This is a genomic window from Saccharopolyspora phatthalungensis (assembly GCF_014203395.1).
In the GTDB taxonomy this organism is placed as follows: Bacteria; Actinomycetota; Actinomycetes; order Mycobacteriales; family Pseudonocardiaceae; genus Saccharopolyspora; species Saccharopolyspora phatthalungensis.
This window is the reverse complement of the sequence record NZ_JACHIW010000001.1, coordinates 1637847-1662075: the sequence shown is the minus strand read 5'-3', so window position 1 is coordinate 1662075 and position 24229 is coordinate 1637847. Positions and strand designations below refer to the sequence as shown.

The window sequence follows — 24229 nt, the reverse complement described above, 5'->3', positions numbered from 1 at the left end:
ACGCTGGACCTCCTGCGTCGAGCTCGGCATGGTCGTGCCCTCGCATCGGCCGGTACGCTGGTCTGAAGGGGTTGACGGCGAGGACTAACTGTGTCTGCCGACAAGCCGTAGCCCGAAGTGACAGTCAGGGAGGGTCGAGGCCGCCCGTCGGCCGCAAGTGAATGGACCGAAAGCGCCTGCTCCGCAACCCGCTGCTGTGGATCCTGACAGCGTTTCTGCTGATCTACGCGTTCAGCGTGCTCTTTGACGAGACTCGCTCCTACCGCGAAGTCTCTACCTCGCAGGCTCTGGAACAGATCGCCCAGGGCAAGGTCAAGGAAGCGACCATCGAGGACAAGGAGCAGCGGGTTCGGCTGACCCTCAACCCCGGCCAAGGCTTCCAAGGCAGCGAACAACTGATCGCGCAGTACCCGGCGGGTGCCACCGACCAGTTGGTCACCGACATCCGCAACGCACACGTGCCGAACTGGAACACCAAGGTCACCCAGGACTCGTTCTGGGTGCAGATGCTGTTCTACCTGGTGCCGATCGGCCTGCTCGTGCTGCTGCTGATGTGGATGATGAACAACGTTCAGGGCGGCGGGAACCGCGTCCTGAACTTCGGCAAGTCCAAGGCCAAGCAGCTCACCAAGGACATGCCCAAGACGTTGTTCACCGACGTCGCGGGCGCCGACGAGGCCGTCGAGGAACTGCACGAGATCAAGGACTTCCTGCAAAACCCCGGCCGCTACCAGGCCCTCGGCGCCAAGATCCCGAAGGGCGTGCTGCTCTACGGCCCGCCCGGTACCGGTAAGACGCTGCTCGCGCGCGCCGTCGCCGGTGAGGCCGGTGTGCCGTTCTACTCGATCTCCGGTTCCGACTTCGTCGAGATGTTCGTCGGTGTCGGCGCCTCCCGCGTCCGCGACCTGTTCGAGCAGGCCAAGCAGAACGCGCCGTGCATCATCTTCGTCGACGAGATCGACGCGGTCGGCCGCCAGCGCGGCGCCGGCCTCGGCGGCGGGCACGACGAGCGGGAGCAGACCCTCAACCAACTGCTGGTCGAGATGGACGGCTTCGACTCGCGCGGCGGCATCATCCTGATCGCCGCGACGAACCGCCCGGACATCCTGGACCCGGCACTGCTGCGCCCGGGTCGCTTCGACCGGCAGATTCCGGTGTCCGCGCCGGACATGCGCGGCCGCCGCGCGATTCTGAACGTGCACTCCAAGGGCAAGCCGCTGGGGCAGGACGCCGACCTGGACAGCCTGGCCAAGCGCACCGTCGGGTTCTCCGGCGCCGACCTGGAGAACGTGGTCAACGAGGCCGCGCTGCTCACCGCCCGTGAGGGGGGTCAGCTGATCACCGCCGCCGCGCTGGAGGAAGCGGTCGACCGCGTGATCGGCGGACCGCGCCGCAAGAGCAAGATCATCTCGGAGCGGGACAAGAAGATCACCGCTTACCACGAGGGCGGGCACGCGCTGGCCGCCTGGGCGATGCCCGACCTGGAGCCGGTGTACAAGCTGACGATCCTGCCGCGCGGTCGCACCGGCGGGCACGCCCTTGTCGTCCCGGAAGACGACAAGGACATGATGACCCGTTCGGAGATGATCGCCCGGCTGGTGTTCGCGCTGGGTGGCCGCTCAGCCGAGGAACTCGTCTTCCACGAGCCGACCACTGGCGCCTCCAGCGACATCGAGCAGGCCACCAAGATCGCCCGCGCGATGGTCACCGAGTACGGCATGACCGCCCGGCTGGGCGCGGTGAAGTACGGCAAGGAGGAAGGCGACCCCTTCCTCGGTCGCACCGCCGGTCAGCAGCCGAACTACTCGCTTGAGGTCGCCCACGAGATCGACGAGGAGGTGCGCCGGCTGATCGAGGCCGCGCACACCGAGGCGTGGGAGGTGCTCAACACCTACCGCGACGTGCTCGACGACCTCGTGCTGGAGCTCATCGACAAGGAGACGCTGAACCGCAAGGACCTGGAGCGGATCTTCGCCCGCGTGCAGAAGCGGCCCAGGATCACCGTGTTCAACGACTTCGGTGGTCGCACGCCCTCGGACAAGCCGCCGATCAAGACCCCGGGCGAGCTGGCCAAGGAGCGTGGCGAGCCGTGGCCGCCGGTCAAGGAGGAGCCGACGCCGGCGCCATCCCCGGTGGGAGCCGCGGGTAACCAGAACGGCGCGTCCCCGCACCACGAGCAGCCGACCCCGGCCGGGGCCGGCGCGCACCAGGGCACAGTGCAGTTCCAGAACCCGAACCAGGGCCAGCCGCAGCAGCAGTCCGGCCAGCACGGTCAGCAGCAGTCGGGCCAGGTGCCGCAGGCGGTGCCGCCGAACTACGGCGCGCCGCCCGGATGGACACCGGCGACCACGCCGTCCGGTTCGAGCTACCCCGGCGGAGGCGGCCAGCAGTACAACTGGACGCCGTCCTGGGAGCGCGGCCAGCACGCCCCGGCCGAGCACCCGACGCCGGAGCAGGGTGAGCCGAAGGCGGGGGAGGGCTCACGGTCCAACCCTGAGCAGGGCTCGGACTCGGCTCAGGACAACGGCAGCGGCAATTCCGGCCGCTGAACACTCCGGTGCACCCGGCGCCTTCGGGCGCCTCGGCCGGTGGAGGAACGACAATTGACCAGCACGGTCGACGAGCCGATCGGGGCGGGAGGCGACTCCCGTCCCGACGGCTCTTTCCACTTTCCCCAGTTCGACCAGGCCCGCGCGGAAGCGGCGATCCGGGAACTGCTGATCGCGGCAGGCGAGGATCCGGATCGGGAGGGGCTGCGGGACACCCCGGCCCGCGTCGCTCGGGCCTACCGCGAGCTGTTCGCGGGGCTCTACACGAACCCCGACGAGGTCCTGGACCGGACCTTCGACGAGGCCCACGAGGAACTCGTCCTGGTCCGGGACATCCCGGTGTACTCGCAGTGTGAGCATCACCTTTTGCCATTCCATGGAGTCGCTCACGTTGGATATATTCCTAATGAAATGGGTCGGGTCACCGGGCTGTCGAAGCTGGCCAGGCTGGTCGACCTCTACGCCAAGCGCCCGCAGGTGCAGGAGCGGTTGACCTCGCAGGTCGCCGACGCACTCGCGCGCCGCTTGGAACCGCGTGGGGTGATCGTGGTGATCGACGCCGAGCACCTGTGCATGGGAATGCGCGGCGTCCGCAAGGCGGGATCGACCACTACCACTTCGGCGGTGCGTGGTATCTTCCGCAGCTCGGCGTCGTCGCGTTCCGAGGCGCTGTCGCTGATCAGGGGCCGATGATGCATTCGCTGCTGCCGAATCCACCGCGCTGTTCCGTGATGGGCGTGCTCAACGTGACCCCGGATTCGTTCTCCGACGGCGGTCGCTACCTGGACCGGGCGGCGGCCGTCGCACACGGCATCGAAATGCACCGATTGGGCGCGGACATCATCGACGTCGGCGGGGAGTCGACCCGGCCTGGTTCGGAGCGCGTCGACCCCGCCACCGAGATCGAGCGCGTGCTGCCGGTGGTGCGGGAGCTGGTCGCCGCGGGCGTGCCGGTGAGCGTGGACACCACCCGGGCCAAAGTCGCGGCGGCGACGGCCGAAGCCGGTGCGATGATGATCAACGATGTCTCGGGCGGGCTCGCCGATCCGGACATGGTGCACGTCGCCGCGGATGCCGGGATCCCGTGGGTGCTGATGCACTGGCGCGGCCACAGCAAGGACATGAACAGCCTCGCGATGTACGAGGACGTCGTGGCCGAGGTGCGCGAGGAGCTGCTGCGGCAGGTCGGCGTGGCGTTGTCCGCCGGGGTGGCCGAGGACGCCATCGTGCTGGACCCGGGGCTCGGGTTCGCCAAGAGCGGGGCGCACGACTGGCAGCTGCTGCAGCGGCTTGACGTCTTCGTGGACCTGGGTTTCCCGGTGCTGGTCGGGGCCTCGCGCAAGCGGTTCCTCGGCCGGTTGCTGGCCGACGCCGAGGGTAAGCCGCGACCGCCTGCCGGGCGGGAGACGGCGACCGCGGTGGTGTCGGCGCTGGCGGCCGATCGCGGGGCGTGGGGCGTGCGGGTGCACGACGTGCGGCAGTCGTTGGACGCGGTCGCGGTGACCGCCGCGTGGCGCAGCGGAGGGGAATTCGGTGGCTGACCGGATCACGTTGACCGGCCTGCAGGTGCGCGGCAACCACGGCGTCTTCGAGCACGAGAAGCGCGATGGGCAGGACTTCTTCGTCGACATCACGGTGTGGATCGACCTGGGCGAGGCCGCCGCGAGCGATGACCTGGACAAGACACTGCACTACGGCGAGCTGGCCGAGCGGGCGGCGGCGATCGTCGCCGGACCGTCGCGGGACCTGATCGAGACCGTGGCGGGCGAGATCGCCGACGACATCATGACCGACGAGCGGGCGTACGCCGCGGAAGTCACCATCCACAAGCCGAACGCGCCGATCCCGCTGGCCTTCGGCGACGTGGCGGTCACCATCCGCCGCTCCCGCCGTGGCGGTCGCGGCAACGTCGTCCCGGCGTGAGCGCGGCGCGCGGCCCGGACGGGTGCCGTGGGTATTTTGGGTCGTGGCGGCGTCCCGAAGCGCTCACGGCAGCGTGCCGGCAGGAACGGCGCTTCTGGAGGGTGCGATGAGCAGGGCGGTGCTTTCACTCGGGTCGAATCTCGGGGACCGGTTGGCGTACCTGCGGCTGGCCGTAGCAGGACTCTCGGATGTGCTGGTCGCGGCGTCCCCGGTGTACGAGACCGCGCCGTGGGGCGTCACCGACCAGCCGGACTTCCTCAACGCGGTGCTCATCGTGGAGTCCCCAGAGCTCGACGAGTGGGGCTGGTTGCGTCGCGGTCAAACCCTGGAGCAGCAGGCCGAACGCCGCCGCGAACAACGTTGGGGGCCAAGGACTCTGGACGTAGATGTGGTCACTGTGGACGGTGTGCGCAGCGAACACCCGGACCTGCTGCTGCCGCACCCCGGCACTCCCGGCCGCGCCACCGTGCTGATCCCCTGGCTGGCGATCGACCCGCAGGCCGAACTCCCCGGCCACGGCAGCGTCGCAGATCTCCTGAGAGCCCTGCCGCCCGAGGAGATCGCCGACGTCCACCTCCGTGCCGACCTGAGCCTCCACTGAGGACTTTCAGGCGCGTCACATCGGTGGCCCCAGGGTTGGAAGCCCAGTCGCCTCGGCGTGCTTTGCGTGTGGCGTTTTCGCGCGAAATCGACGTTCTCCCAGGGCGTCTCGGACAGTGCGGTGGGTTGTGCGACCGAGGTGATCTATAGCCCAGCCAAGATTCCTGGCCGAGGCACTAACCGCCGACCGGTCGTGCGTGCGCAACCCGCTCTGGCCCGGTTGCGCACGCACGAGCGTTATCCGACCGACGCTCGGAGCGCCGCGGCCAGCCACCGGTTCGCCTCGGTCGTCACCGGGTGCTTCGGCCAGTCGTTGATGATCGCCAGCAGCTCCCAGTAGCGCGACATCCGCTCGTCGGTGCGCTTTTCGTAGTCCTCCGCCAGCGAGCGGCGGAACTCGGCGGAATCGGGCTGGCCCCACCCTTCCGTCGTCAGCACCATCACCCGCTCGACGAGAGCCCGCGCCTCGGTGCTCTCCGGGGACACTCCCGACTCGGCCGAGATCCGCGCCTCGTCGGTGATCGCCCACCACTTCCGAGCGTCCTCCGGCGCCGCCACCGCCATCGACTCACCGGCGTCTCGGCGGTCCGAATGTTCCTGGTAGAGCGCCCGAACCGCGCGCCGGAAGTCCGGATCCCGCACGAGTTCCGCCAGCTCGATCCAGGCCTCCAACTGCTCGGTCGTCGGGTCGGCGGGCAGGTTGGGTTTGGCCTTGCGCAGCCATTCGGTGAATCCCGGGGTGATGTTCAGGTTCGCGCTGACCTCGTCCCAGAATTCATCGATCAGCCGGTTGCGTTCCTCATCGGGCATTTGCGCCAGCTTGTGCATGAGTCTTACCTCCTCGGTCGAACGGTTGAGCTTCACGACCGCCCGCAGCACCGCCCGCCGGGTCCGGAGCACGCGCATCTGCTCCTCCAGCAGCTCCAGGTGCGCTTTCGCCAGCTGCGAGAGCGTGGTCTCGCGGGCGAGCACCCGCTGCACCTCGTCCAGCCCGGCGCCCAGCTCGCGCAGGGTGCGCACCAGCTCCAGACGGCTGATGGCCGTCACGTCGTAGCGCCGGTAGCCGGCCGCGGTGCGGTCGGTGGGCGGCACCACGCCGCTGTCGGAGTAGAACCGGATCGTCTTCACGCTCAGCCCGGTGCGCCGGGCCAGCTCGCCGATCGTGTACAGCACGGTGTCGTCCACGCGATCCACTTTCGACCCTCCTGTCGGGGGAGACTCAAGACGATTTTCGCCCGCGGCTGATGCCGGCGGGGTGAGGTGGGATCCTGGAACCGTGGCACCGCGACGCGTAGAGCAGATGACCTTCACCAAACCGCGGGAGCTCATCGCGAGCGGGTTGGTGGCGGCGGTTGTGATCTACCTGCTCACCCGGCTCCTCTACGGCGAGTTGCCGCCGTTGCCGCTGCTGGCCGGGGCGACGCTGCTGTTGATCGCGCTCGTCGATGTGCTGCTGGCGTTGAACATGCGGCCACGGGTCAAACGCAGGCCCGGCACCGAGCCGGTCGACGGGCTGACCGCCGCGCGCGCGGTCGCGCTGGCCAAGGCGTCGTCAATGGCCGGCGCGATCATGGCCGGGGTGTGGGTGGGGCTGATCGCCTACCTGCTGCCGTTGTTCGGCACGGTCGAGGCCGCCCGGCCGGATACCGCCGCCGCGGTGATCGGGCTGATCAGCGCCGGCGCGCTGATCGCCGCGGGACTCTGGCTGGAGAACTGCTTGCGCAATCCCGACGAGCCGGAAGAGCCCTACGACGAGGAAGAGTGAGCCGTGGGCGCGGAAAAACGGATCGGTTCCCGTTCACGACGAATTCGACCGTTCAGGCGCCGGTGCGCTGCGCCAGGCCGACTAAAAGTGGCACCGGGTCGCTTCCCTTGAGATCTCGAACTGATAACCGCCCGGTACCGTGGTGGGCATGTCCGATCGCGGCAGTACCAAGACCGAACCCCGCAAGGGGCGATCGACCGCCCTTTGGGTCGGCGCGCTGGTGCTCGCCGCAGCCGCCACGGCTGTCATGGTGCTCAGCAATGACGCCCGCTTACTGCGGCTCGGGCTGGTCGCCGCGCTGTGGTCCGCGCTGATCGGCGCGTTCGCGGTCGCCAAGTTGCGCAATCGAGTCGTAGAGGGTGAGCAACTGGCCGCGGAGCGTCAGCTCGTCTACGAGCTGGAGCTGGAGCGGGAGATCGCGGCCCGGCGCGAGTTCGAGTTGGAGGCGGAAGCCGAAGCACGGCGGCAGGCGGCCGAGGAGGCTGATGGCGAGTTGAAGGCGCTGCAGGCGGAGCTGCGCCGACTGCGGGAGAGCCTGGAGCAGGTGGTCGGCGGCGACGTGCTGTTCGAGCGGGTCGCGCTGCGCGCCGAATCCACCCGGGTTCGCTCGCTGCCCGAGCGCGGCAAGGCCGAAGCGCAGCTCATCCAGCCGCCGAGCCGCGAACTGCCGGCCGGGCCACCGCCGCTGGCCCCTGCGCAGCCCAACTCCGAGCTGATCACGAGGCTGGCCGGCGATCAGCCGGAGGGGCTGCCCAAGCCGCGCCAACGCTCCAAGCCGCAGGCCCGCCCGTCGCGCCTGGCCGAGGCCAGGCGGCCGGAGAAGGCGCACTACGAACGGCCCGAGCCGCCGCACCGTGCCCCGGAGGCGTCGGCACCGCCCAGGGCGGCCACCGTCGAACCGGCCGCCCCGCCGCCCGAGCCGGACCCGGCGGGCGCCCACGCCGAAGGGACCTCGGTAAATGACCTGCTTGCGGCCTATGGGAATTCCAGCGACACGCGACGCCGACGTCGCCGCCGCGCCTGAGAAGGTGACTATCTGGGCACTGTCTGAAGCCGTTCTCTAGGGTTTTGTCCGTGTCGAGTCCTGATCTTGGGAGCCGGCCCGCCGATCTTTCCGGCGCGCGCAAGCTCCAGACCCGCAAACACCACGCCGTTGGTTGGCCGATCGCCGGCCTGATCGTGCTCGGAATCTGCGGTTTGGCGATGTTCGGCGTCACCTCGTCGAAGGTCGGCGTGTTGCCCTCGCTCGTCGGTGCGGCGGCCGCGCTGCTGCCGGTGGGCGTGGTGTTCGCCGCGATCGTCTGGATCGACCGCTGGGAGCCGGAGCCGCCGATGCTGCTGCTCGGCGCTTTCCTGTGGGGCGCGGGCGGGGCGACCGCGTGTTCGCTGATGCTCAACGACACCATCAACGGGCTCGGCAACCTCCTGTTCGGCGCGTCGGATCAACGGTTCTTCGCCACGGTCGTGATTGGACCGCTGGTGGAGGAGGCGGCGAAGGCGCTGTTCGTCGTCGCGTTGTGGTTCCGCCGCCGGTCGGAGTTCAACGGGCTGGTCGACGGCATCGTCTACGCGGGGCTGACGGCGGCGGGTTTCGCCTTCATTGAGAACATCCTGTACTTCGGCAAGGCATTCGACGCTGGTGGACTTGGCGGCGTCAGTGGCGGCGTGGTGGCGGTGTTCATCCTGCGTGGCGTGCTCGCGCCGTTCTCGCATCCGCTGTTCAGCTCGATGTTTGGCATCGGCATCGGGTTGGCCTCGCGCACCGACAGCAAGAGGTTGCGGCTGCTGTATTCGTTGCTCGGCTACCTGGCCGCAGTGGTGCTGCACGCGGTGTGGAACGCGGCCACGCTGCTCGGTGGCGCGGAGTTCCTGAACATCTACTTCCTGATTATGGTGCCGATTTTCCTCGGCACCTTCTGGCTGGTGTGGTGGCAGCGCAAACGGGAGCAGCGGATCGTCATCCAGCAGCTGCCGGTGCTGGAGCGGGCTGGGCTGATCGTGCGCAGTGAGATGGAGATGCTCGCGACGCTCGCGGGCCGCCGCGGCTGGCTGCGCAAGGTGCGGCGCAGCGCCGGGCACGAGGCGGCGAAAGCGGTGCGGGACTACCAGATCGCAGTCACCGAGCTCGCGTTCCTACAGCACCGCGCCGACCAGGGCCAGACCACCAGCGCCGCGCGCCGGGCTCGCCGCGAGAAGCTGATCGAGGAGCTCAAGCAGGCGCGGCGGTCGGCGGCGGGTACCCACCAGGCGATCCAGACGGCCCGCATCAAGCTCACCGAACTCACCCGGCACAACATCAAACGCCCGCCTAACCCCAGGCCCCCGATCCGATGACGCCGGCGATTTCGATGGAATTCAGCGCACCGATTTCCATGGAAATCGGCCACGCTCGGAACCCGGATCGCGTGGTTCTCGCCACCTGAGGCGCACAGCGGTGGGATCGGCGGGCTAGTCTCGCGCTGCTGTCTGGTACCCGGTGGTTGGGACTGGAACGGTAGGGAGGACGACGTGGCGATGTCTGCTGGTCGCATGGGCCCCAGGCTGCGAGTCGGAGTCATTTCGGCCGGCCGGGTCGGTGCCGTGCTGGGTGCGGCGTTGCAGCGCGCGGGCCACCAGGTCGTCGCGGTCTCCGCGGTGTCCGAGGCGTCGCTGCGCCGAGCCGACGAACTGCTCCCCGGGGTCGCCGTGCTCCCGCCGGACGAGGTCGCCCTGCAGGCCGACCTGGTGCTGCTGGCGGTGCCGGACGACGCGATCGGCGGGCTGGTCCGCGGCCTGGTCGCCACCGAATCGCTGCGCCCCGGGCAGATCCTGGTGCACACCTGCGGCGCGCACGGCGTGGCAGTCCTCGCCCCGGCCGCCGAGGTCGGCGTGCTCACCTTGGCGCTGCACCCGGCCATGACCTTCACCGGCCGCGCGGAGGACGTCGAACGGCTCGCCACCGCCTGTATGGCCGTCACCGCATCCACTGTGGACGAATCGGGCTGGCACGTCGCGGAGGCGCTGACGCTGGAGCTCGGGATGGAACCGGTGCGGGTGCCGGAAGAGTCCCGCCGCCTCTACCATGCCGCCCTCACGCACGGCGCCAACCACCTGATCACGCTGGTCAACGAGTGCGCCGACCTGCTTCGCGGAGCGGGCATCGACGTCGCGGACCGCGTCATGGCGCCGATCCTGTCGGCCTCGCTGGACAACGCGCTGCGCCTCGGCGACCGCGCGATCACCGGCCCGGTGATGCGCGGCGACGCCGGCACGGTCCGCGCGCACCTAGCCGTGCTGCGCGCGGCGAGCCCGGATGCGGTGCCCAGCTACCGCGAGTTGGCGAAGCGGACCGCGGAGCGCGCCGAGGGCACCGGCATCCTGCGTTCGGACGGGGCCGAGGCGGTCCGAGAGGCACTGGACGAGGAGTCGTCATGAGCCGTGCAGACACTGGAGTCGTCATGAGCGCACCCGGAAGCCCAGGTTTCGCGCGCGGCGAGCTGACCGTGCACCGCGACCCCGGTGAGCTGGCCAAGGTCACCCGCGCCCTACAGGCGAACGGCCGCAGGATCCACCTGGTGCCGACTATGGGCGCGCTGCACCGCGGCCACCTGGAGCTGATCCGCCGGGCTCGGCAGGACATCAACAGCATCACCGTCGTGTCGATCTTCGTAAACCCGTTGCAGTTCGCGCCCAACGAGGACTTCGACCGCTACCCAAGGACCTTCGAGGCGGACCTGCGGGCGTGCCGGGAAGCCGGGGTCGAGCTGGTCTTCGCCCCCTCGGTCGAGACGATGTACGGCACCGACCCGCAGATCACCGTCCACTCCGGACCGTTGGGCGAGCAGTTGGAGGGTGTCTCCCGGCACGGGCACTTCGACGGCATGCTCACGGTGGTGTTGAAGCTGCTCAACATCGTGCGGCCGGACCTGGCGTTCTTCGGTGAGAAGGACTATCAGCAGCTCGTCCTGATCCGGCGGATGGTGCGGGAGCTGAACCTGGACGCCCGGATCCAGGGCATCCCGACCGTGCGGGAAGCCGACGGCCTGGCGCTGTCCTCCCGCAACGCGTACCTCACCGCCGAGCAACGAGAGGCGGCGCTGGTGATCTCGGCGTCGCTGACCGCCGGGGCGCACGCCGGAACGGCCGGTGCCGACGAGGTACTCAAGGCCGCCGGTGCGGTGCTGGCGACCGAGCCGTCAGTGCAGGTCGACTACCTGGAGTTGCGCGACACCGAACTGGGCCCGGCCCCGGCCGAGGGCCAGGCGCGGCTGCTGGTGGCGGCCAGGGTCGGATCGACCAGGTTGATCGACAACGCGCTGGTGCTGCTGGGCAGCCCCGGCGTGACCGAGCCGGCGTGATCCCGCGGAAGTCGCGGGTGCCCGTCGATACCGCTCGGGCGTCGCGCAAGATACGTCGGCAAACCGCGGTATCAGCAGTAGGAGGTCTGCGATGTTCCGCACCATGCTGAAATCCAAGATCCACCGTGCCACGGTGACCCAGGCCGATCTGCACTACGTCGGTTCGGTCACCGTGGACGCCGACCTGATGGACGCCGCGGACCTGCTGGAAGGCGAGCAGGTCGCCATCGTCGACGTCACCAACGGCGCGCGGCTGGAAACCTATGTCATCACCGGCGAGCGCGGCTCCGGGGTGATCGGCATCAACGGTGCTGCCGCGCACCTGATCGAGCCCGGTGACATCGTGATCCTGTTGTCCTACGGCGTGATGGACGAGATGGAGGCGCGTTCGGTACGGCCGAAGGTGATCTTCGTTGACGCGGACAACCGGATCGTGGAGCAGGGCGGGGATCCGGGCAGCGCGCCGGAGGGTTCTGGGCTCCGCAGCGGTGCCGTGATCGCCGACCCGACGGCCGAGACGGACGATGCCGCCAAGCTCGACGCCCTGCTGCAGCAGCCGGAGCACTGAAGCCGCTGTCGTTGGTGGCCCACCCAGAGGCGCCGGCGCGCGGCAGCATCGACGGGTAAGCACCGGAAAGATTGCCCACGAGCCGTGACCTGGCGAAACCCGAAGGGATGAACGACGGTGCTGCTGGCCATCGACGTCGGAAACACCAACATCGTGCTCGGTCTCTACGCCGACCGCCCGGAGGTGGCAGAAGCCGACGTCGCCACGACGCTGATTCGGGATTGGCGGATGCGGACCGAGCCGCGGATGACCGCCGACGAGATGGCCCTGACCATGCGCGGGCTGCTCGGCGAGCACGCGGACGAGATCACCGGCATCGCCGCGCTGTCCACAGTGCCTGCTCTGCTGCGCGAGCTTCGCGTCATGCTGAGCCGCTACTGGAGCGACGTGCCGTGTGTGGTGGTCGAGCCCGGAGTGCGTACCGGTGTTCCGCTCCTCGTCGACAACCCGAAGGAGGTCGGCGCCGACCGCGTGATCAACACCCTGGCGGCGCACCACCTACACGCGACGAACTGCATCGTGGTCGACTTCGGCACGTCCACGAACATCGACGTCATCTCGGCCAAGGGCGAGTTCCTGGGCGGCGCGTTCGCCCCCGGCATCGAGATCTCGTTGGACGCGCTGGCCGCGCGCGCCGCGCAGCTGCGCAAGGTCGAGCTGGTCCGGCCGCGGTCGGTGATCGGCAAGAACACCGTGGAGTGCCTGCAGTCCGGCATCCTCTTCGGCTTCGCAGGCCAGGTCGACGGTCTGGTCCGCCGGATCGTCGCCGAGCTCGAATCCACTCACGGCGGCCCCACCACGGTCCTGGCCACCGGCGGCCTGGCCCCGCTCGTCGTCGCTGAGTCCACGACGATCACCCACCATGTCCCGGACCTCACCCTCCTTGGCCTCCGCCTGGTCTACGACCGCAACTTCGGCTGATTCATCGAGGTCAAGGGCGCCCGCAGGGCCAGCTTTCGGAAAGGACGCCTGGTCGCGGAGGGCGGGAGCGCGAAACGTACCCTTGGTGGCCGTGACTGACCAGGACCGTCCCACCCCCCCGGCAACCAGCGCTGACGGCGTCGACGACCTGCCGGAACAGATGCGGATCCGGCGGGAGAAGCGGGAGCGCCTGCTCGCCGCCGGAGTCGATCCCTACCCGGTGAAACTGCCGATCACGCATAGCCTCGCCCAGGTACGCGCCGCCCACCAGGACTTGGCCCCGGACACCGCCACCGGCGAACGCGTCGGCGTAGCGGGGCGGGTGATGTTCGTGCGCAATACCGGAAAGCTCTGCTTCGCCACGCTGCGCTCCGGTGACGGCACCGAGCTGCAGGCGATGCTCAGCCTCAAGCAGATCGGCGAGGATGCCCTGGCGGCCTGGAAGAGCGACGTCGATCTCGGTGACCATGTGTTCGTGCTCGGCGAGGTGATCACCTCCCGGCGCGGTGAGCTGTCCGTGATGGCCGAAGAATGGCGGATGGCGGCCAAAACGCTGCGCCCGCTGCCGGTCATGCACAAGGAGCTCGGCGAGGAAACGCGCGTCCGGCAGCGCTATGTTGACCTGATCGTGCGAAAGCAGGCCGCCGATACGGTCCGCACTCGCGCCGCGGTGCAACGATCGCTGCGCGATTCTTTCGACCGGCGCGGTTTCATCGAGGTGGAAACCCCGATGCTGCAGACGTTGCAAGGCGGTGCCGCTGCGCGTCCGTTCACGACGCATTCCAACGCCTTCGACATCGACCTGTTCCTGCGGATCGCACCGGAGTTGTATCTCAAGCGATGCGTGGTCGGCGGGATCGAGAAGGTTTTCGAGATCAACCGGAACTTCCGCAACGAGGGCAGTGATTCTTCCCACTCGCCGGAGTTCGCGATGTTGGAGTTTTACCAAGCCTATGCCGATTACAACGACATGGCTGAGCTGACCCGATCGGTGATCCAGGAGGCGGCCGTCGCGGTCTCCGGTTCACCGGTGGTCACCTGGTTCGACGGAACAGAGTACGACTTGTCCGGCGAGTGGGCATCGATCAGGATGTACGACTCGCTGTCGGAAGCGCTGGAATCGGAGATCACGCCGCAAACAACGGTGGAGACGCTGCGTAAGCACGCGGACTCCTACGGTTTGCAGACCGATCCCACGCATGGTCACGGAAAGCTAGTCGAGGAGCTGTGGGAGCACCTGGTCGGCGATCATTTGACCGCGCCGACCTTCGTTCGCGACTTCCCGGTGGAGACCTCGCCGCTGACCCGGCAGCACCGAACCGAGCCGGGGTTGGCGGAAAAATGGGATCTGTACGTTCGCGGGTTCGAGCTCGCCACCGGATACTCCGAACTCGTCGACCCGGTCGTGGAACGCGCTCGCCTGGAGGAACAGGCCGCACTCGCGGCGGCCGGTGACGATGAGGCGATGCCGATCGACGAGGACTTTCTCCGCGCCCTCGAGTACGGAATGCCACCCAGCGGCGGGGTCGGAATGGGGATCGACCGGTTGTTGATGGCGTTGACCGGTCTCGGTATCCGGGAGACGATCCTGTTCCCGCTGGTCCGCCCGGAATGACCCGATCAGGGCGAGAGCCAGTGAATTTTCCGGCCTGGGTGAGTGCATTATCGCAGTTACTGCGCTAACCTGAGCTCAGAATGTCTCGGTGACGGCTATTGGCTTACTCGCAAGGGAGTTCCGCTCCTGGCGGATGGCTGCTGTCCCGCTATTGCACAATTCTTGCTCCGGGGAGGACTTCGAAGATGGCGCAGAAGGTCACTGTCACCCTTGTCGACGATCTGGACGGCGGACAGGCGGACGAAACCGTTGAGTTCGGATTGGACGGCGTCTCCTACCAGATCGACCTTTCCGCGGACAATGCCGGCGAGTTGCGGGATGCACTGGCGAACTACGTCTCCAGCGCGCGTCGGGCCGGCGGTCGCAAGAAGCCGGGTCCCCGGCCGGGGGCCGCGGCGCGTTCCGGCGGCGGTTCCACGAGCGCCGATCGCGAGCAGAACCAGGCCATTCGGGAATGGGCTCGCAAGCGCGGCCTGAAGGTGTCGGACCGGGGCCGTATCCCCGCCGACATCGTCGAGCAGTACCACCAGGCGAACTGAAGTCGTCAACCCGAGGGGCGTTTGCGAGGCTCACCTGCCCGCAAACGCCCCTTGACGCGTTCGGATAACTCTATTTACCGCTTAGCGGGCCGAAAAGGGCGATTGATCGACCCGAGATGTTGTCCGATTGGGCATCGCGTTGCCCCTTTTTTCCGCTCTGTCCCGGGCCGGGGCCGGCGCTGGTCGTCGGCATGTGACAACGGACATTCCGGCCCGCCCTGTTCGGCTAGCCTTAGGTGGGCCTAACCTAAGTGCGGTCCGGACGAGTGGCAGGGGGAGTGGGACGTGAGTCGCAGCGTGGCCGTCGGTAGCCCTCGCGCATCCGGGCATGGCGCGGCATCGACGGCCTCCGGCGGTGGGCGCCTGCGACAACGCCGACGCCGCCGGTTCGCCGGCATCGCGGTCCTGCTGGTCGTGCTGGTGGTCAGCTGCGTGCTCAGCGTGGTGATCGGCGCCAAGACGATCCCGCTATCCGACGTGTGGAGCGGGCTGTTCACGCCCACCGGCACGGAGAACGACCTGATCATCCGGGAGCTGCGGGTACCGCGCACGGTCGTCGGCGTCCTCGCGGGCGCGGCGCTGGGCCTGGCGGGCGCGTTGATGCAGGGCCACACCCGCAACCCGATCGCCGACCCCGGCATCCTGGGCATCACGCAGGGCGCGGCGCTGGCCGTGGTCCTCGCGGTCTACACCTTCGGCGTCACCACGCTGCTCGGCTTCATCTGGTTCGGCTTCGCCGGCGCCTTGCTGGGCGCGCTGGCCGTGTTCGCGATCGGCTCCCTCGGCCGCGGCGGCCCCACCCCGGTGGCCCTGGCGCTGGCCGGCGCCGCGATCAGCCACCTGTTGCAGGCCATCACCTCGGCGCTGGTGATCTCCGACCAGCAGACCATGGACACCTACCGGTTCTGGAAGGTCGGCTCCGTCTCGATCAGCGACCCGGCGGTGATCCCGCAGGTGCTGCCGTTCCTGGCGGTGGGCATCGTGCTGGCGCTGGCCAACGCGTCCAGCCTCAACGCCCTGTCGCTGGGAGACGATGTGGCCCGCTCGCTGGGTCACCGCGTGGAGTGGGCGCGCCGGGCGGGCATCGCGGGGATCGCGATCCTGGTCGGTGGCACGGTCGCGATCTGCGGGCCGATCGGGTTCGTCGGCCTGATCGTGCCGCACGTGGCCCGCTTCTTTACCGGTGCCGACTACCGCTGGCTGCTGCCGTTCGCCGGGCTGCTGGGCGCGTCGCTGGTGCTGCTCGCCGACGTGCTCGGCCGGATCGTGGCGCGGCCGTCCGAAGTGCAGGTCGGGGTGATGCTGGCGATGGTCGGCGCGCCGTTGTTCATCGCGCTCGTGCGCCGCCGGAAGTTGGTGCGGTTGTGACCCGAGTCCTGGACAGCAGCGAAAAGACCGCCAGGGCCGTCGCCGGGCGGCGACCGATTCGGCTGGGCCCGTTCTCCGGGGTGCTGCGCTGGCAGCCGCTGGTGGCGCTGCTGGGCGGCCTCGTGGTGCTGCTGGCGTTCTTCGTGCTCAACCTCGGGCTGGGCGAGTACCAGATCAGCCCGGTGGAGGTGCTCAACACGCTGCTCGGCGGCGGCGACCGGGCGCAGCAGATCATCGTCGTCGAGCTGCGGCTGCCGAGGTCGCTGACCGGCCTGCTGGTCGGCGCCGCCCTCGGTCTCGCCGGCGCGATCATGCAGGCACTAGCGCGGAACCCGCTGGCCAGCCCGGACATGCTAGGCATCACCTGGGGCGCGGGGACCGCCGCGACCGCGGTGATCGTGCTCGGCGGCACGGCGGGCAGCATCGCGGGTGCGCTGGCGAACTACGGCCTGCCGCTCGTGGCGCTGGCGGGCGGGCTGGTCACCGGCATTGCGGTCTACGTGCTGGCCTACCGCCGCGGCGTGGACTCCTTCCGGTTGGTGCTGGTCGGCGTCGGCGTCAGCGCGCTGGCGGGCAACGCGACCTACTGGCTGCTGACCGTCGGCGATGTGAACGACGCGAGCCGGGCCCTGATCTGGCTGACCGGCAGCCTCAACGCGCGCGGCTGGGAACACGTGATTCCAGTGGCGATCGCCCTCGTCGTGCTGATCCCGCTGACCCTGATCGGCACGCACGTGCTCGGGGCGCTGCAGTTCGACGACGACACGGTTCGCGGGCTGGGCGTCCGGCGGGACCTGTCGCGCGGTGCGCTGCTGCTGGCCTCTGTCGTCTTGGCGTCGATCGCGACCGCCGCAGCAGGACCGATCCAGTTCGTCGCGCTGGCCACCCCGCAGATCGCGCTGCGGGTGGCGCGCACCTCGCGGCCGCCCCTGCTGACCTCGGCAGTGCTCGGTGGCGCGCTGGTCGTCGGTTCGGACGTGATCTCCCGGACCGCCTTCGGCGGCATGGAGCTGCCGGTCGGCATCATCACCGCCGTCCTCGGCGCCCCGTATCTGATCTACCTGCTCGTCCGTCGGTATCGGGAGGTCCGCGCATGACAGCATCCGCCACGTCCAGCGAAGCCCAGCCCGCCGCGCCGACCGAGGGGGGTGACCGGCAGCGGCTGCACGCCAGCGACCTTCAACTGGCCTACGGCGACCGGGTCATCGTCGACGGTCTGGACTTCGACGTCGTGGACGGCACCATAACCGCGGTGATCGGCCCGAATGGCTGCGGCAAGTCGACGCTGCTGCGCGCGCTGGGACGGCTGTTGCGACCGCGGCGCGGCAGCGTGCTGCTGGACGGCAAGCAGATCCACAAGATGTCCACCAAGGAAGTGGCCAAGGTGCTCGGGGTGCTCCCGCAGTCCCCGGTGGCCCCGGAAGGGTTGACCGTCGCCGACCTGGTCGCGCGCGGGCGGCACCCGCACCAGTCCTGGTACCGGCAGTGGTCCTCGGATGACGAGTCGGCGGTGGCCGAGGCGCTGGGCATGACCGGCATCGAGGACCTCGCCGACCGCACCCTCGACGAGCTCTCCGGCGGCCAGCGGCAGCGCGCCTGGCTGTCCATGGCGCTGGCCCAGGGCACCGACCTGCTGCTGCTCGATGAGCCGACCACCTACCTCGACCTGTCCCACCAGGTGGACGTGCTGGAGCTGGTGGGGCGATTGCACGACGAGAGTGGACGTACCGTGGTGATGGTGCTGCACGACCTCAACCTGGCCGCGCGCTACGCCGACCGGCTGGTGGCGATGAAGGGCGGCGCTATCGTTGCCGAGGGCGAACCGGGTGAAGTGCTCACCGAGGAGTTGCTGGCCGAAGTTTTCGAGCTGAACGCGCGGGTGATGGCCGACCCCGTAGCGGGTACTCCGATGGTGGTGCCGGTTGGCGGTCGTCGCGGCGCGGCCGCCGATCAGTTCGGCTCGTAAGACCTGTTCGCGCTGAGCGGACAGGTCTATCCGATCGGTCGGAACCCGGAATCCCGCAGGCCAGCGGGTCGTTAGTCAGGATGCCGGACAAGAATGCGGGCACTAGGTCGCAGCGGGCACGGACCGCGACCAGGTGGGGCTACTACAGTGGTCCTGAAGAGTGCTGAACCCGTCGTGGGCATCGGCGATGCAGGAGCCGTGTCCCGGAACGAGACCGCCGGCGCAGCAGTCAGGGAGTGCGAATGTTCGAGAGGTTCACCGACCGCGCGAGGCGGGTGGTCGTCCTGGCCCAAGAAGAGGCCCGGATGCTCAACCACAACTACATCGGCACCGAGCACATTCTTCTGGGCTTGATCCACGAGGGTGAGGGTGTCGCCGCCAAGGCGCTGGAGTCGCTGGGTATCGCGCTTGAGGGCGTGCGCCAACAGGTCGAGGAGATCATCGGCCAGGGACAGCAGGCCCCCAGCGGACACATCCCGTTCACCCCACGGGCGAAGAAGGTGCTGGAGCTGTCGCTTCGCGAGGCGCTGCAGCTCGGCCACAACTACATCGGCACCGAGCACATTCTGCTCGGGCTGATCCGCGAGGGCGAGGGCGTCGCCGCGCAGGTGCTCGTCAAGCTCGGTGCGGACCTCAACCGGGTGCGTCAGCAAGTCCTCCAGCTGCTGTCCGGCTACCAGGGCAAGGAGCCCGCGGAGGCCGGTGGGCGTGGCGAGGGCACCCCGTCGTCGTCGCTGGTGCTGGACCAGTTCGGCCGCAACCTGACGCAGAGCGCCCGGGAGGGCAAGCTCGACCCGGTGATCGGCCGGGAGAAGGAAATCGAGCGGATCATGCAGGTCCTCTCGCGGCGCACCAAGAACAACCCGGTGCTCATCGGTGAGGCCGGCGTCGGCAAGACGGCGGTCGTGGAGGGGCTGGCCCAGAAGGTGGTCAAGGGCGAGGTGCCCGAGACGCTCAAGGACAAGCAGCTCTACACCCTGGACCTGGGATCGCTGGTCGCCGGTTCCCGGTATCGCGGTGATTTCGAGGAGCGCCTGAAGAAGGTGCTCAAGGAGATCAAGACCCGCGGCGACATCATCCTGTTCATCGACGAGATCCACACCCTGGTCGGCGCGGGTGCCGCCGAGGGTGCGATCGACGCGGCGAGCATCCTCAAGCCGATGCTGGCCCGCGGCGAGCTGCAGACCATCGGTGCTACCACGCTTGAGGAGTACCGGAAGTACGTCGAGAAGGACCCGGCGCTGGAGCGCCGCTTCCAGCCGATCCAGGTCGGCGAGCCGTCGCTGCAGCACACCGTGGAGATCCTCAAGGGCCTGCGGGACCGCTACGAGGCGCACCACCGGGTGTCCATCACCGACGCCGCGCTCGTCGCCGCGGCGAGCCTGGCCGACCGCTACATCAACGACCGTTTCCTGCCGGACAAGGCGATCGACCTGATCGACGAGGCCGGGGCCCGGATGCGCATCCGCCGCATGACCGCGCCGCCGGACCTGCGCGAGTTCGACGAGAAGATCGCCGACGTGCGCCGGGAGAAGGAGTCCGCGATCGACGCGCAGGACTTCGAGCGGGCCGCTCGCCTGCGGGACGAGGAGAAGCAGCTCCTCGGCCAGAAGGAAGAGCGGGAGAAGCAGTGGAAGGCCGGTGACCTCGACGTGGTCGCCGAGGTCGATGACGAGCAGATCGCCGAGGTGCTGGCGAACTGGACCGGCATTCCGGTGTTCAAGCTCACCGAGGAGGAGACCACCCGGCTGCTGCGCATGGAAGACGAGCTGCACAAGCGGATCATCGGCCAGGACGACGCGGTCAAGGCCGTCTCGCAGGCCATCCGGCGCACCCGTGCCGGGCTCAAGGACCCCAAGCGCCCGTCCGGCTCGTTCATCTTCGCCGGCCCCTCGGGTGTCGGGAAGACCGAGCTGTCCAAGGCGCTGGCGGAGTTCCTCTTCGGCGACGACGACGCGCTCGTGCAGATCGACATGGGCGAGTTCCACGACCGCTACACCGCCTCGCGGCTCTTCGGCGCCCCGCCCGGCTACGTCGGCTACGAGGAGGGCGGTCAGCTCACCGAGAAGGTCCGCCGCAAGCCGTTCTCGGTGGTGCTCTTCGACGAGATCGAAAAGGCGCACCAGGAGATCTACAACACCCTGCTGCAGGTGCTGGAGGACGGCCGGCTCACCGACGGGCAGGGCCGCACGGTGGACTTCAAGAACACGGTGCTGATCTTCACCTCCAACCTGGGCACCCAGGACATCTCCAAGGCCGTCGGGCTGGGCTTCTCCAGTGGTCAGGGCGCCGAGTCCAACTACGAGCGGATGAAGAACAAGGTCAACGAGGAGATGAAGAAGCATTTCCGGCCGGAGTTCCTCAACCGCATCGACGATGTGATCGTGTTCCACCAGCTCACCGAGGCCGAGATCATCCAGATGGTCGACCTGCTCGGGGGCCGGGTGGAAAAGGCGCTCAAGGGCAAGGACATGGCCCTGGAGCTGACCGACACGGCCAAGAAGCTGCTGGCCAAGCGCGGGTTCGACCCGGTGCTGGGCGCCCGGCCGCTGCGCCGGACCATCCAGCGCGAGATCGAGGACAAGCTCTCCGAGAAGATCCTGTTCGGCGAGGTCCAGCCGGGTCAGATCGTGATCGTGGACGTCGAGGGCTGGGACGGCGAAGGCGCCGACGACAAGGCGCACTTCACCTTCCGCGGCGAGCAGAAGCCGTCGCTGGTTCCGGACACCCCGCCGGTCGCGGTCTCGGCGAGCTCCGAGGAGAAGTCGGACGGCTCGGACACCGAGTCCGCCTGACGACCAACGGCAGAAGCGGCCCCGCAACCTCCAGGTGCGGGGCCGCTTCGTTGTCGGAGGCATCTTTTTCAGGTGGGGTCCTGCACCAAGGGCAGGGTGTCCAAGGGGTACGGACGTCTTACTTCAGGCCGAAGCCCTGATCAGCGGATGCGGTGGTTTCTTCGGTGGGGGCGTCCGAGCGGGCCCGGGCGATCTGGACCGTGTGTGCCGCCGCCGACTCGCGTTCGCGGCGGTTATTGCGGATGCGGATCACGACGAACGCCACGACCGTCAGGATCGACGTGATCAGCACCGCGCGGGAGAGCAGGCCCGCGTATTCCTCGACGAGGTACCAGTGCTGGCCCAGCAGATAGCCCGCCGACACGAAAACGGTGTTCCAGATCAGGCTGCCGAGGGTCGTGAACAGGACGAAGGTCGTCAGCCGCATGGGCTCGGCGCCGGCCGGGAGCGAGATGAAGCTGCGGAACAGCGGGATCATCCGCCCGAAGAAGACCGCCTTGACGCCGTGCTTGGCGAACCAGGCCTCGGTCTTGTCGATGTCGGAGATCTTGACCAGCGGGATCCTCGCGGCGATGGCGCGGGTGCGGTCGCGGCCTAGCGTCGCGCCGATCCCGTAGAGCGCCAGCGCGCCCACCAGCGAGCCGAGGGTGGTCCACAGAATCGCGCCGAGCAGCGACATGCCGCCCTGGCCGGCGGTGAACCCGGCCAGCGGCAGGATCACTTCGCTGGGCAGTGGTGGGAACAGGTTCTCCAGCGCGATGATCAGTCCGGCACCGGGACCGCCGAGCTTTTCCATCACCGAGATCACCCAGGCGGTGAAGCCGGTCGGTTCGGCGGGGGTGGCGGCCAACGTCGTCAGATCCATGCGGGCGGCTCCGGGATTGCGCGCCCCGCGCCCGGCGGCCTCGATCACCTGGGGTGCGAGCAGCATCGGCGGAACGACTGATCGGCAGAATGTCCGTTCTGTTCATGATTCCAGCCCGCAGCCGCGCTCCCGCCGCCGACGTGGTGATCTATGCCGCGAATGACGGGCACGGCGAACCTGCGGTGGTCCCTCCCGCCCCCGACGCAGGAGGGGCCACCGCAGGCAGTCATGAATATTATTCCGGTCTTATCCGGGAGGGGTTAGGGAAGGTGCGCCTCCGCATGGTTCGCGGGCGACATGCAATCTCCTTCGCCGCCTGCCCCCTCTCGATCTCGGCGGGGGTGCTGACAGGTCGAGCGCAGCGCGCTGACAGGCTGGGGTGCGGCGGACGACAGGGGAATCGCATGGATCAGACGTTGCTGGCGGAGCCGGAGCAGGAAGAGTGGCCGCGGCGCAAGCCAGGTGGCAGTGCGGTCACGGTGCTGTTGCTGTTGGCCGCGCTCGGCTTCCTGGCGTGGTCCGCACTCCCGCTGGCCGGTTTGGACACCAACCGGTACACGGTAGCGCTGGTGGCGCTGACGCCGTACGCGGCGCTGACCGGCATCGTGCTGGCACTGCTGTGCCTGGTGCTGCGTCGTTGGCTGACCGCGCTCATCGTCGCCGTGGTCACTGCCACCCTGGTGCTCTTCATCGCGCCGCGGGCGGTTCCCAACGTGACTCCGGCGCAGGGCATGCCGCTGCGGGTGCTGTCGGTGAACAGCTACCTCGGCGAGGCGGATGCGACGCAACTGGTGGACCTAGTACGGCAAAACCACGTCGACGTGCTCAGCCTGCAGGAACTCACACCCGAACTGGTGGCCCGGCTGGATGCGGCCGGACTCGCCGCAGAGCTGCCCTACCGGGTATTCCGCCCAGGGCCGAAGGCGGACGGCTCCGGAATCGCCGCCCGCCATCCGCTGCGGGAGTTGTCGCTGGTGCCGTCCACCACGCTGGCCCAGCCCTCGGCGCGGTTGGACTTGCCGGGCGAGCGACACCTCGAATTCGTGGCGGTGCATCCGCTGTATCCGATGGGCCGCGACACGACCGCGGTCTGGGGTCGCGACCTGGCCGCGCTACCGAACCCCGCCGACGACGGCACGCCCCGGATCCTGGCGGGTGACTTCAACGCGACCCTCGACCACACCCGGCTGAAGTACCTGATCGGAATGGGTTACACCGACGTCGCCAAAGTGACCGGCGGCGGTCTGTACCCGACCTGGCCCGGGCCGGGTACCTGGTTCCCGCCGCCGGTCACGATCGACCACGTCCTCACCAGCAAGGGCATCGCCGCCCAGTCCTACCGGACCTTCGACGTAGCGGGTTCCGACCACCGCGCGATCCTCGCCACGGTGGTCCTGACCCGGTGAACCTGCCTGGGGGCGATTTCGATGGAATCGCTAGTCGACGGCCGCGACGGACACCTCGAAGCGGCTGAAGGAGCCGTTCTGGTACCAGTACGCGCCGCCATCGATGCCGTAACCGACCTCGGTTTCGGCGACGTGGTCGCCTGCCACTTCCGCAACCACCTCGACCACCAGGTCCAGCATGTCCTCCTCGGGCACTTCCGCCACGAGCAACGTGTCCTGCGAGGGAACGGCCAGCACCACGCCGCTCTCCGCCAGCTCCGGCTCGACCTCGTCGAGGAGCAGCGCCCATGCCGCGCTCCCGGACGCCATCAGCAAGGTGATCGTCTCGACCGGCTCCCCGGCCTCATCGGACACCTGGACCAGCACCTCGCCCCACGCCGGGGCGTCCTGCTCCCGGCGCAGGTTCGCAAGCGCCGCCTCGACCAGCCGATCGGGCTCCACACCCCAGGCCTGCACCGCGGCGTTGTGCACCTGGGTATCGATCTCGGAGTCGTCGTCGGACGACGGCGTGCCCGCGACCACCAGCCCGACCCACAGCCCGTCGGCCAACTGCAGCCGGAACCACTCTTCGGGATCCTCCGGCTCCGCCTCGTCATAACGCGGGCCACCGTCGTACAGGTGGATCCGCAGGCGGTCCCGCACCTGGTCGAGGGTGGCCTGTTCGAGCCACTCGGACTGGGCCTCCGCGGCACTCCACGCGTCGATCTGGCCGAAGCACAGGCTCTCCCAGTCCTCCGGCGGCGCTTCCGAGCAGCGCTTGGCGAGCTGTTCAAGCGAGAATTCGTGGATGTCGGAGTAGACACCGGCGGCCAACTCGACGAAGCCCGATTCGAGGTCTTGCCCCTCGGCGCCGAAGCAGCCGCATGCGTCGTCGACCTCTTCGCAGAAGGTCCCGAACTGGTCGACATCGAAGAAGCCGCACCACGCCGGGACTTCTTCGACAGCAGTAGTTTGCACCATGTGGCCGCACGCTAGCGGAGCCCGGTGACAGCCCGACCACGGACCGCGTCAT

Annotated in this window: 22 protein-coding genes; 19 read left to right on the top strand and 3 right to left on the bottom strand. The window is 68.8% G+C overall.

Features of this window, described 5'->3' with window-relative positions:
• Positions 1–161: 161 nt before the first annotated feature.
• The 5 genes from ftsH (at position 162) to folK (ending at position 5073) form a co-directional block, all read left to right on the top strand.
• Positions 162–2549, top strand: coding sequence for an ATP-dependent zinc metalloprotease FtsH (ftsH, locus tag BJ970_RS07360; protein WP_184725317.1), 2388 nt, complete (start codon positions 162–164; stop codon positions 2547–2549).
• Between the two features lie 78 nt (positions 2550–2627).
• Positions 2628–3242 carry a GTP cyclohydrolase I FolE gene (gene folE, locus BJ970_RS07355; RefSeq protein WP_312864435.1) on the top strand — a complete coding sequence of 205 codons (615 nt, stop codon included), beginning with the start codon at positions 2628–2630 and terminating at the stop codon, positions 3240–3242.
• Positions 3239–4090: a dihydropteroate synthase gene (gene folP / locus BJ970_RS07350; protein WP_184725313.1), complete on the top strand. Its 852-nt coding sequence runs from the start codon at positions 3239–3241 to the stop codon at positions 4088–4090. The genes folE and folP overlap by 4 nt, the downstream gene beginning before the upstream one ends.
• The gene (gene folB, locus BJ970_RS07345; protein WP_184725311.1) at positions 4083–4472 is read left to right on the top strand and encodes a dihydroneopterin aldolase; all 390 of its coding nucleotides are present in this window, start codon (positions 4083–4085) and stop codon (positions 4470–4472) included. The genes folP and folB overlap by 8 nt, the downstream gene beginning before the upstream one ends.
• A gap of 106 nt (positions 4473–4578) precedes the next feature.
• On the top strand, positions 4579–5073 hold the full coding sequence (gene folK / locus BJ970_RS07340; protein WP_184725309.1) for a 2-amino-4-hydroxy-6-hydroxymethyldihydropteridine diphosphokinase: 495 nt from the start codon (positions 4579–4581) through the stop codon (positions 5071–5073).
• Positions 5074–5309: 236 nt separating this feature from the next.
• Here the strand turns inward: folK and BJ970_RS07335 are convergent, their stop codons facing one another.
• On the bottom strand, positions 5310–6257 hold the full coding sequence (locus BJ970_RS07335) for a MerR family transcriptional regulator (RefSeq protein WP_184728942.1): 948 nt from the start codon (positions 6255–6257) through the stop codon (positions 5310–5312).
• A gap of 115 nt (positions 6258–6372) precedes the next feature.
• On the opposite strand from BJ970_RS07335, the gene BJ970_RS07330 reads away from it, so the two are divergent.
• From BJ970_RS07330 to BJ970_RS07270, 13 genes are all read left to right on the top strand, one after another.
• Complete coding sequence (locus BJ970_RS07330) at positions 6373–6837, top strand: DUF3180 domain-containing protein (protein ID WP_184728941.1); 465 nt, start codon at positions 6373–6375, stop codon at positions 6835–6837.
• A 148-nt stretch (positions 6838–6985) separates the two neighbouring features.
• On the top strand, positions 6986–7861 hold the full coding sequence (locus BJ970_RS07325; protein WP_221467069.1) for a DUF6779 domain-containing protein: 876 nt from the start codon (positions 6986–6988) through the stop codon (positions 7859–7861).
• A gap of 50 nt (positions 7862–7911) precedes the next feature.
• On the top strand, positions 7912–9171 hold the full coding sequence (locus BJ970_RS07320; RefSeq protein ID WP_184725305.1) for a PrsW family intramembrane metalloprotease: 1260 nt from the start codon (positions 7912–7914) through the stop codon (positions 9169–9171).
• 180 nt (positions 9172–9351) lie between these two features.
• Positions 9352–10251, top strand: a complete 900-nt coding sequence (locus tag BJ970_RS07315) for a Rossmann-like and DUF2520 domain-containing protein (RefSeq protein WP_184728940.1) — start codon at positions 9352–9354, stop codon at positions 10249–10251.
• Entirely contained in the window at positions 10248–11174 is a 927-nt protein-coding gene (panC, locus tag BJ970_RS07310) for a pantoate--beta-alanine ligase (RefSeq protein ID WP_376775003.1), read from the top strand. Before BJ970_RS07315 ends, panC begins: the two co-directional genes overlap by 4 nt.
• Positions 11175–11265: 91 nt before the next feature.
• Positions 11266–11742: an aspartate 1-decarboxylase gene (gene panD, locus BJ970_RS07305; RefSeq protein WP_184725300.1), complete on the top strand. Its 477-nt coding sequence runs from the start codon at positions 11266–11268 to the stop codon at positions 11740–11742.
• Positions 11743–11859: 117 nt separating this feature from the next.
• The gene (locus BJ970_RS07300) at positions 11860–12663 is read left to right on the top strand and encodes a type III pantothenate kinase (protein WP_184725298.1); all 804 of its coding nucleotides are present in this window, start codon (positions 11860–11862) and stop codon (positions 12661–12663) included.
• Positions 12664–12823: 160 nt separating this feature from the next.
• Positions 12824–14278, top strand: a complete 1455-nt coding sequence (lysS, locus tag BJ970_RS07295) for a lysine--tRNA ligase (RefSeq protein ID WP_221467620.1) — start codon at positions 12824–12826, stop codon at positions 14276–14278.
• Positions 14279–14463: 185 nt separating this feature from the next.
• A complete protein-coding gene (locus BJ970_RS07290) occupies positions 14464–14817 on the top strand; it encodes a histone-like nucleoid-structuring protein Lsr2 (protein ID WP_184725296.1) in 354 nt (117 codons plus the stop codon).
• A gap of 285 nt (positions 14818–15102) precedes the next feature.
• Positions 15103–16185: a FecCD family ABC transporter permease gene (locus tag BJ970_RS07285; RefSeq protein ID WP_312864148.1), complete on the top strand. Its 1083-nt coding sequence runs from the start codon at positions 15103–15105 to the stop codon at positions 16183–16185.
• A complete protein-coding gene (locus BJ970_RS07280) occupies positions 16182–17282 on the top strand; it encodes a FecCD family ABC transporter permease (RefSeq protein ID WP_184725295.1) in 1101 nt (366 codons plus the stop codon). The genes BJ970_RS07285 and BJ970_RS07280 overlap by 4 nt, the downstream gene beginning before the upstream one ends.
• The gene (locus tag BJ970_RS07275) at positions 17279–18151 is read left to right on the top strand and encodes an ABC transporter ATP-binding protein (RefSeq protein ID WP_184725294.1); all 873 of its coding nucleotides are present in this window, start codon (positions 17279–17281) and stop codon (positions 18149–18151) included. The genes BJ970_RS07280 and BJ970_RS07275 overlap by 4 nt, the downstream gene beginning before the upstream one ends.
• A gap of 242 nt (positions 18152–18393) precedes the next feature.
• Positions 18394–20946 carry an ATP-dependent Clp protease ATP-binding subunit gene (locus BJ970_RS07270; protein ID WP_184725291.1) on the top strand — a complete coding sequence of 851 codons (2553 nt, stop codon included), beginning with the start codon at positions 18394–18396 and terminating at the stop codon, positions 20944–20946.
• A 118-nt stretch (positions 20947–21064) separates the two neighbouring features.
• Here the strand turns inward: BJ970_RS07270 and BJ970_RS07265 are convergent, their stop codons facing one another.
• Entirely contained in the window at positions 21065–21859 is a 795-nt protein-coding gene (locus BJ970_RS07265) for a DedA family protein (RefSeq protein WP_376775002.1), read from the bottom strand.
• Between the two features lie 356 nt (positions 21860–22215).
• On the opposite strand from BJ970_RS07265, the gene BJ970_RS07260 reads away from it, so the two are divergent.
• Complete coding sequence (locus BJ970_RS07260; RefSeq protein WP_184725287.1) at positions 22216–23217, top strand: endonuclease/exonuclease/phosphatase family protein; 1002 nt, start codon at positions 22216–22218, stop codon at positions 23215–23217.
• A 30-nt stretch (positions 23218–23247) separates the two neighbouring features.
• On the opposite strand, the gene BJ970_RS38805 is transcribed toward BJ970_RS07260, so the two are convergent.
• Positions 23248–24177, bottom strand: coding sequence for a DUF1444 domain-containing protein (locus BJ970_RS38805; protein WP_184725286.1), 930 nt, complete (start codon positions 24175–24177; stop codon positions 23248–23250).
• Positions 24178–24229 lie beyond the last annotated feature (52 nt).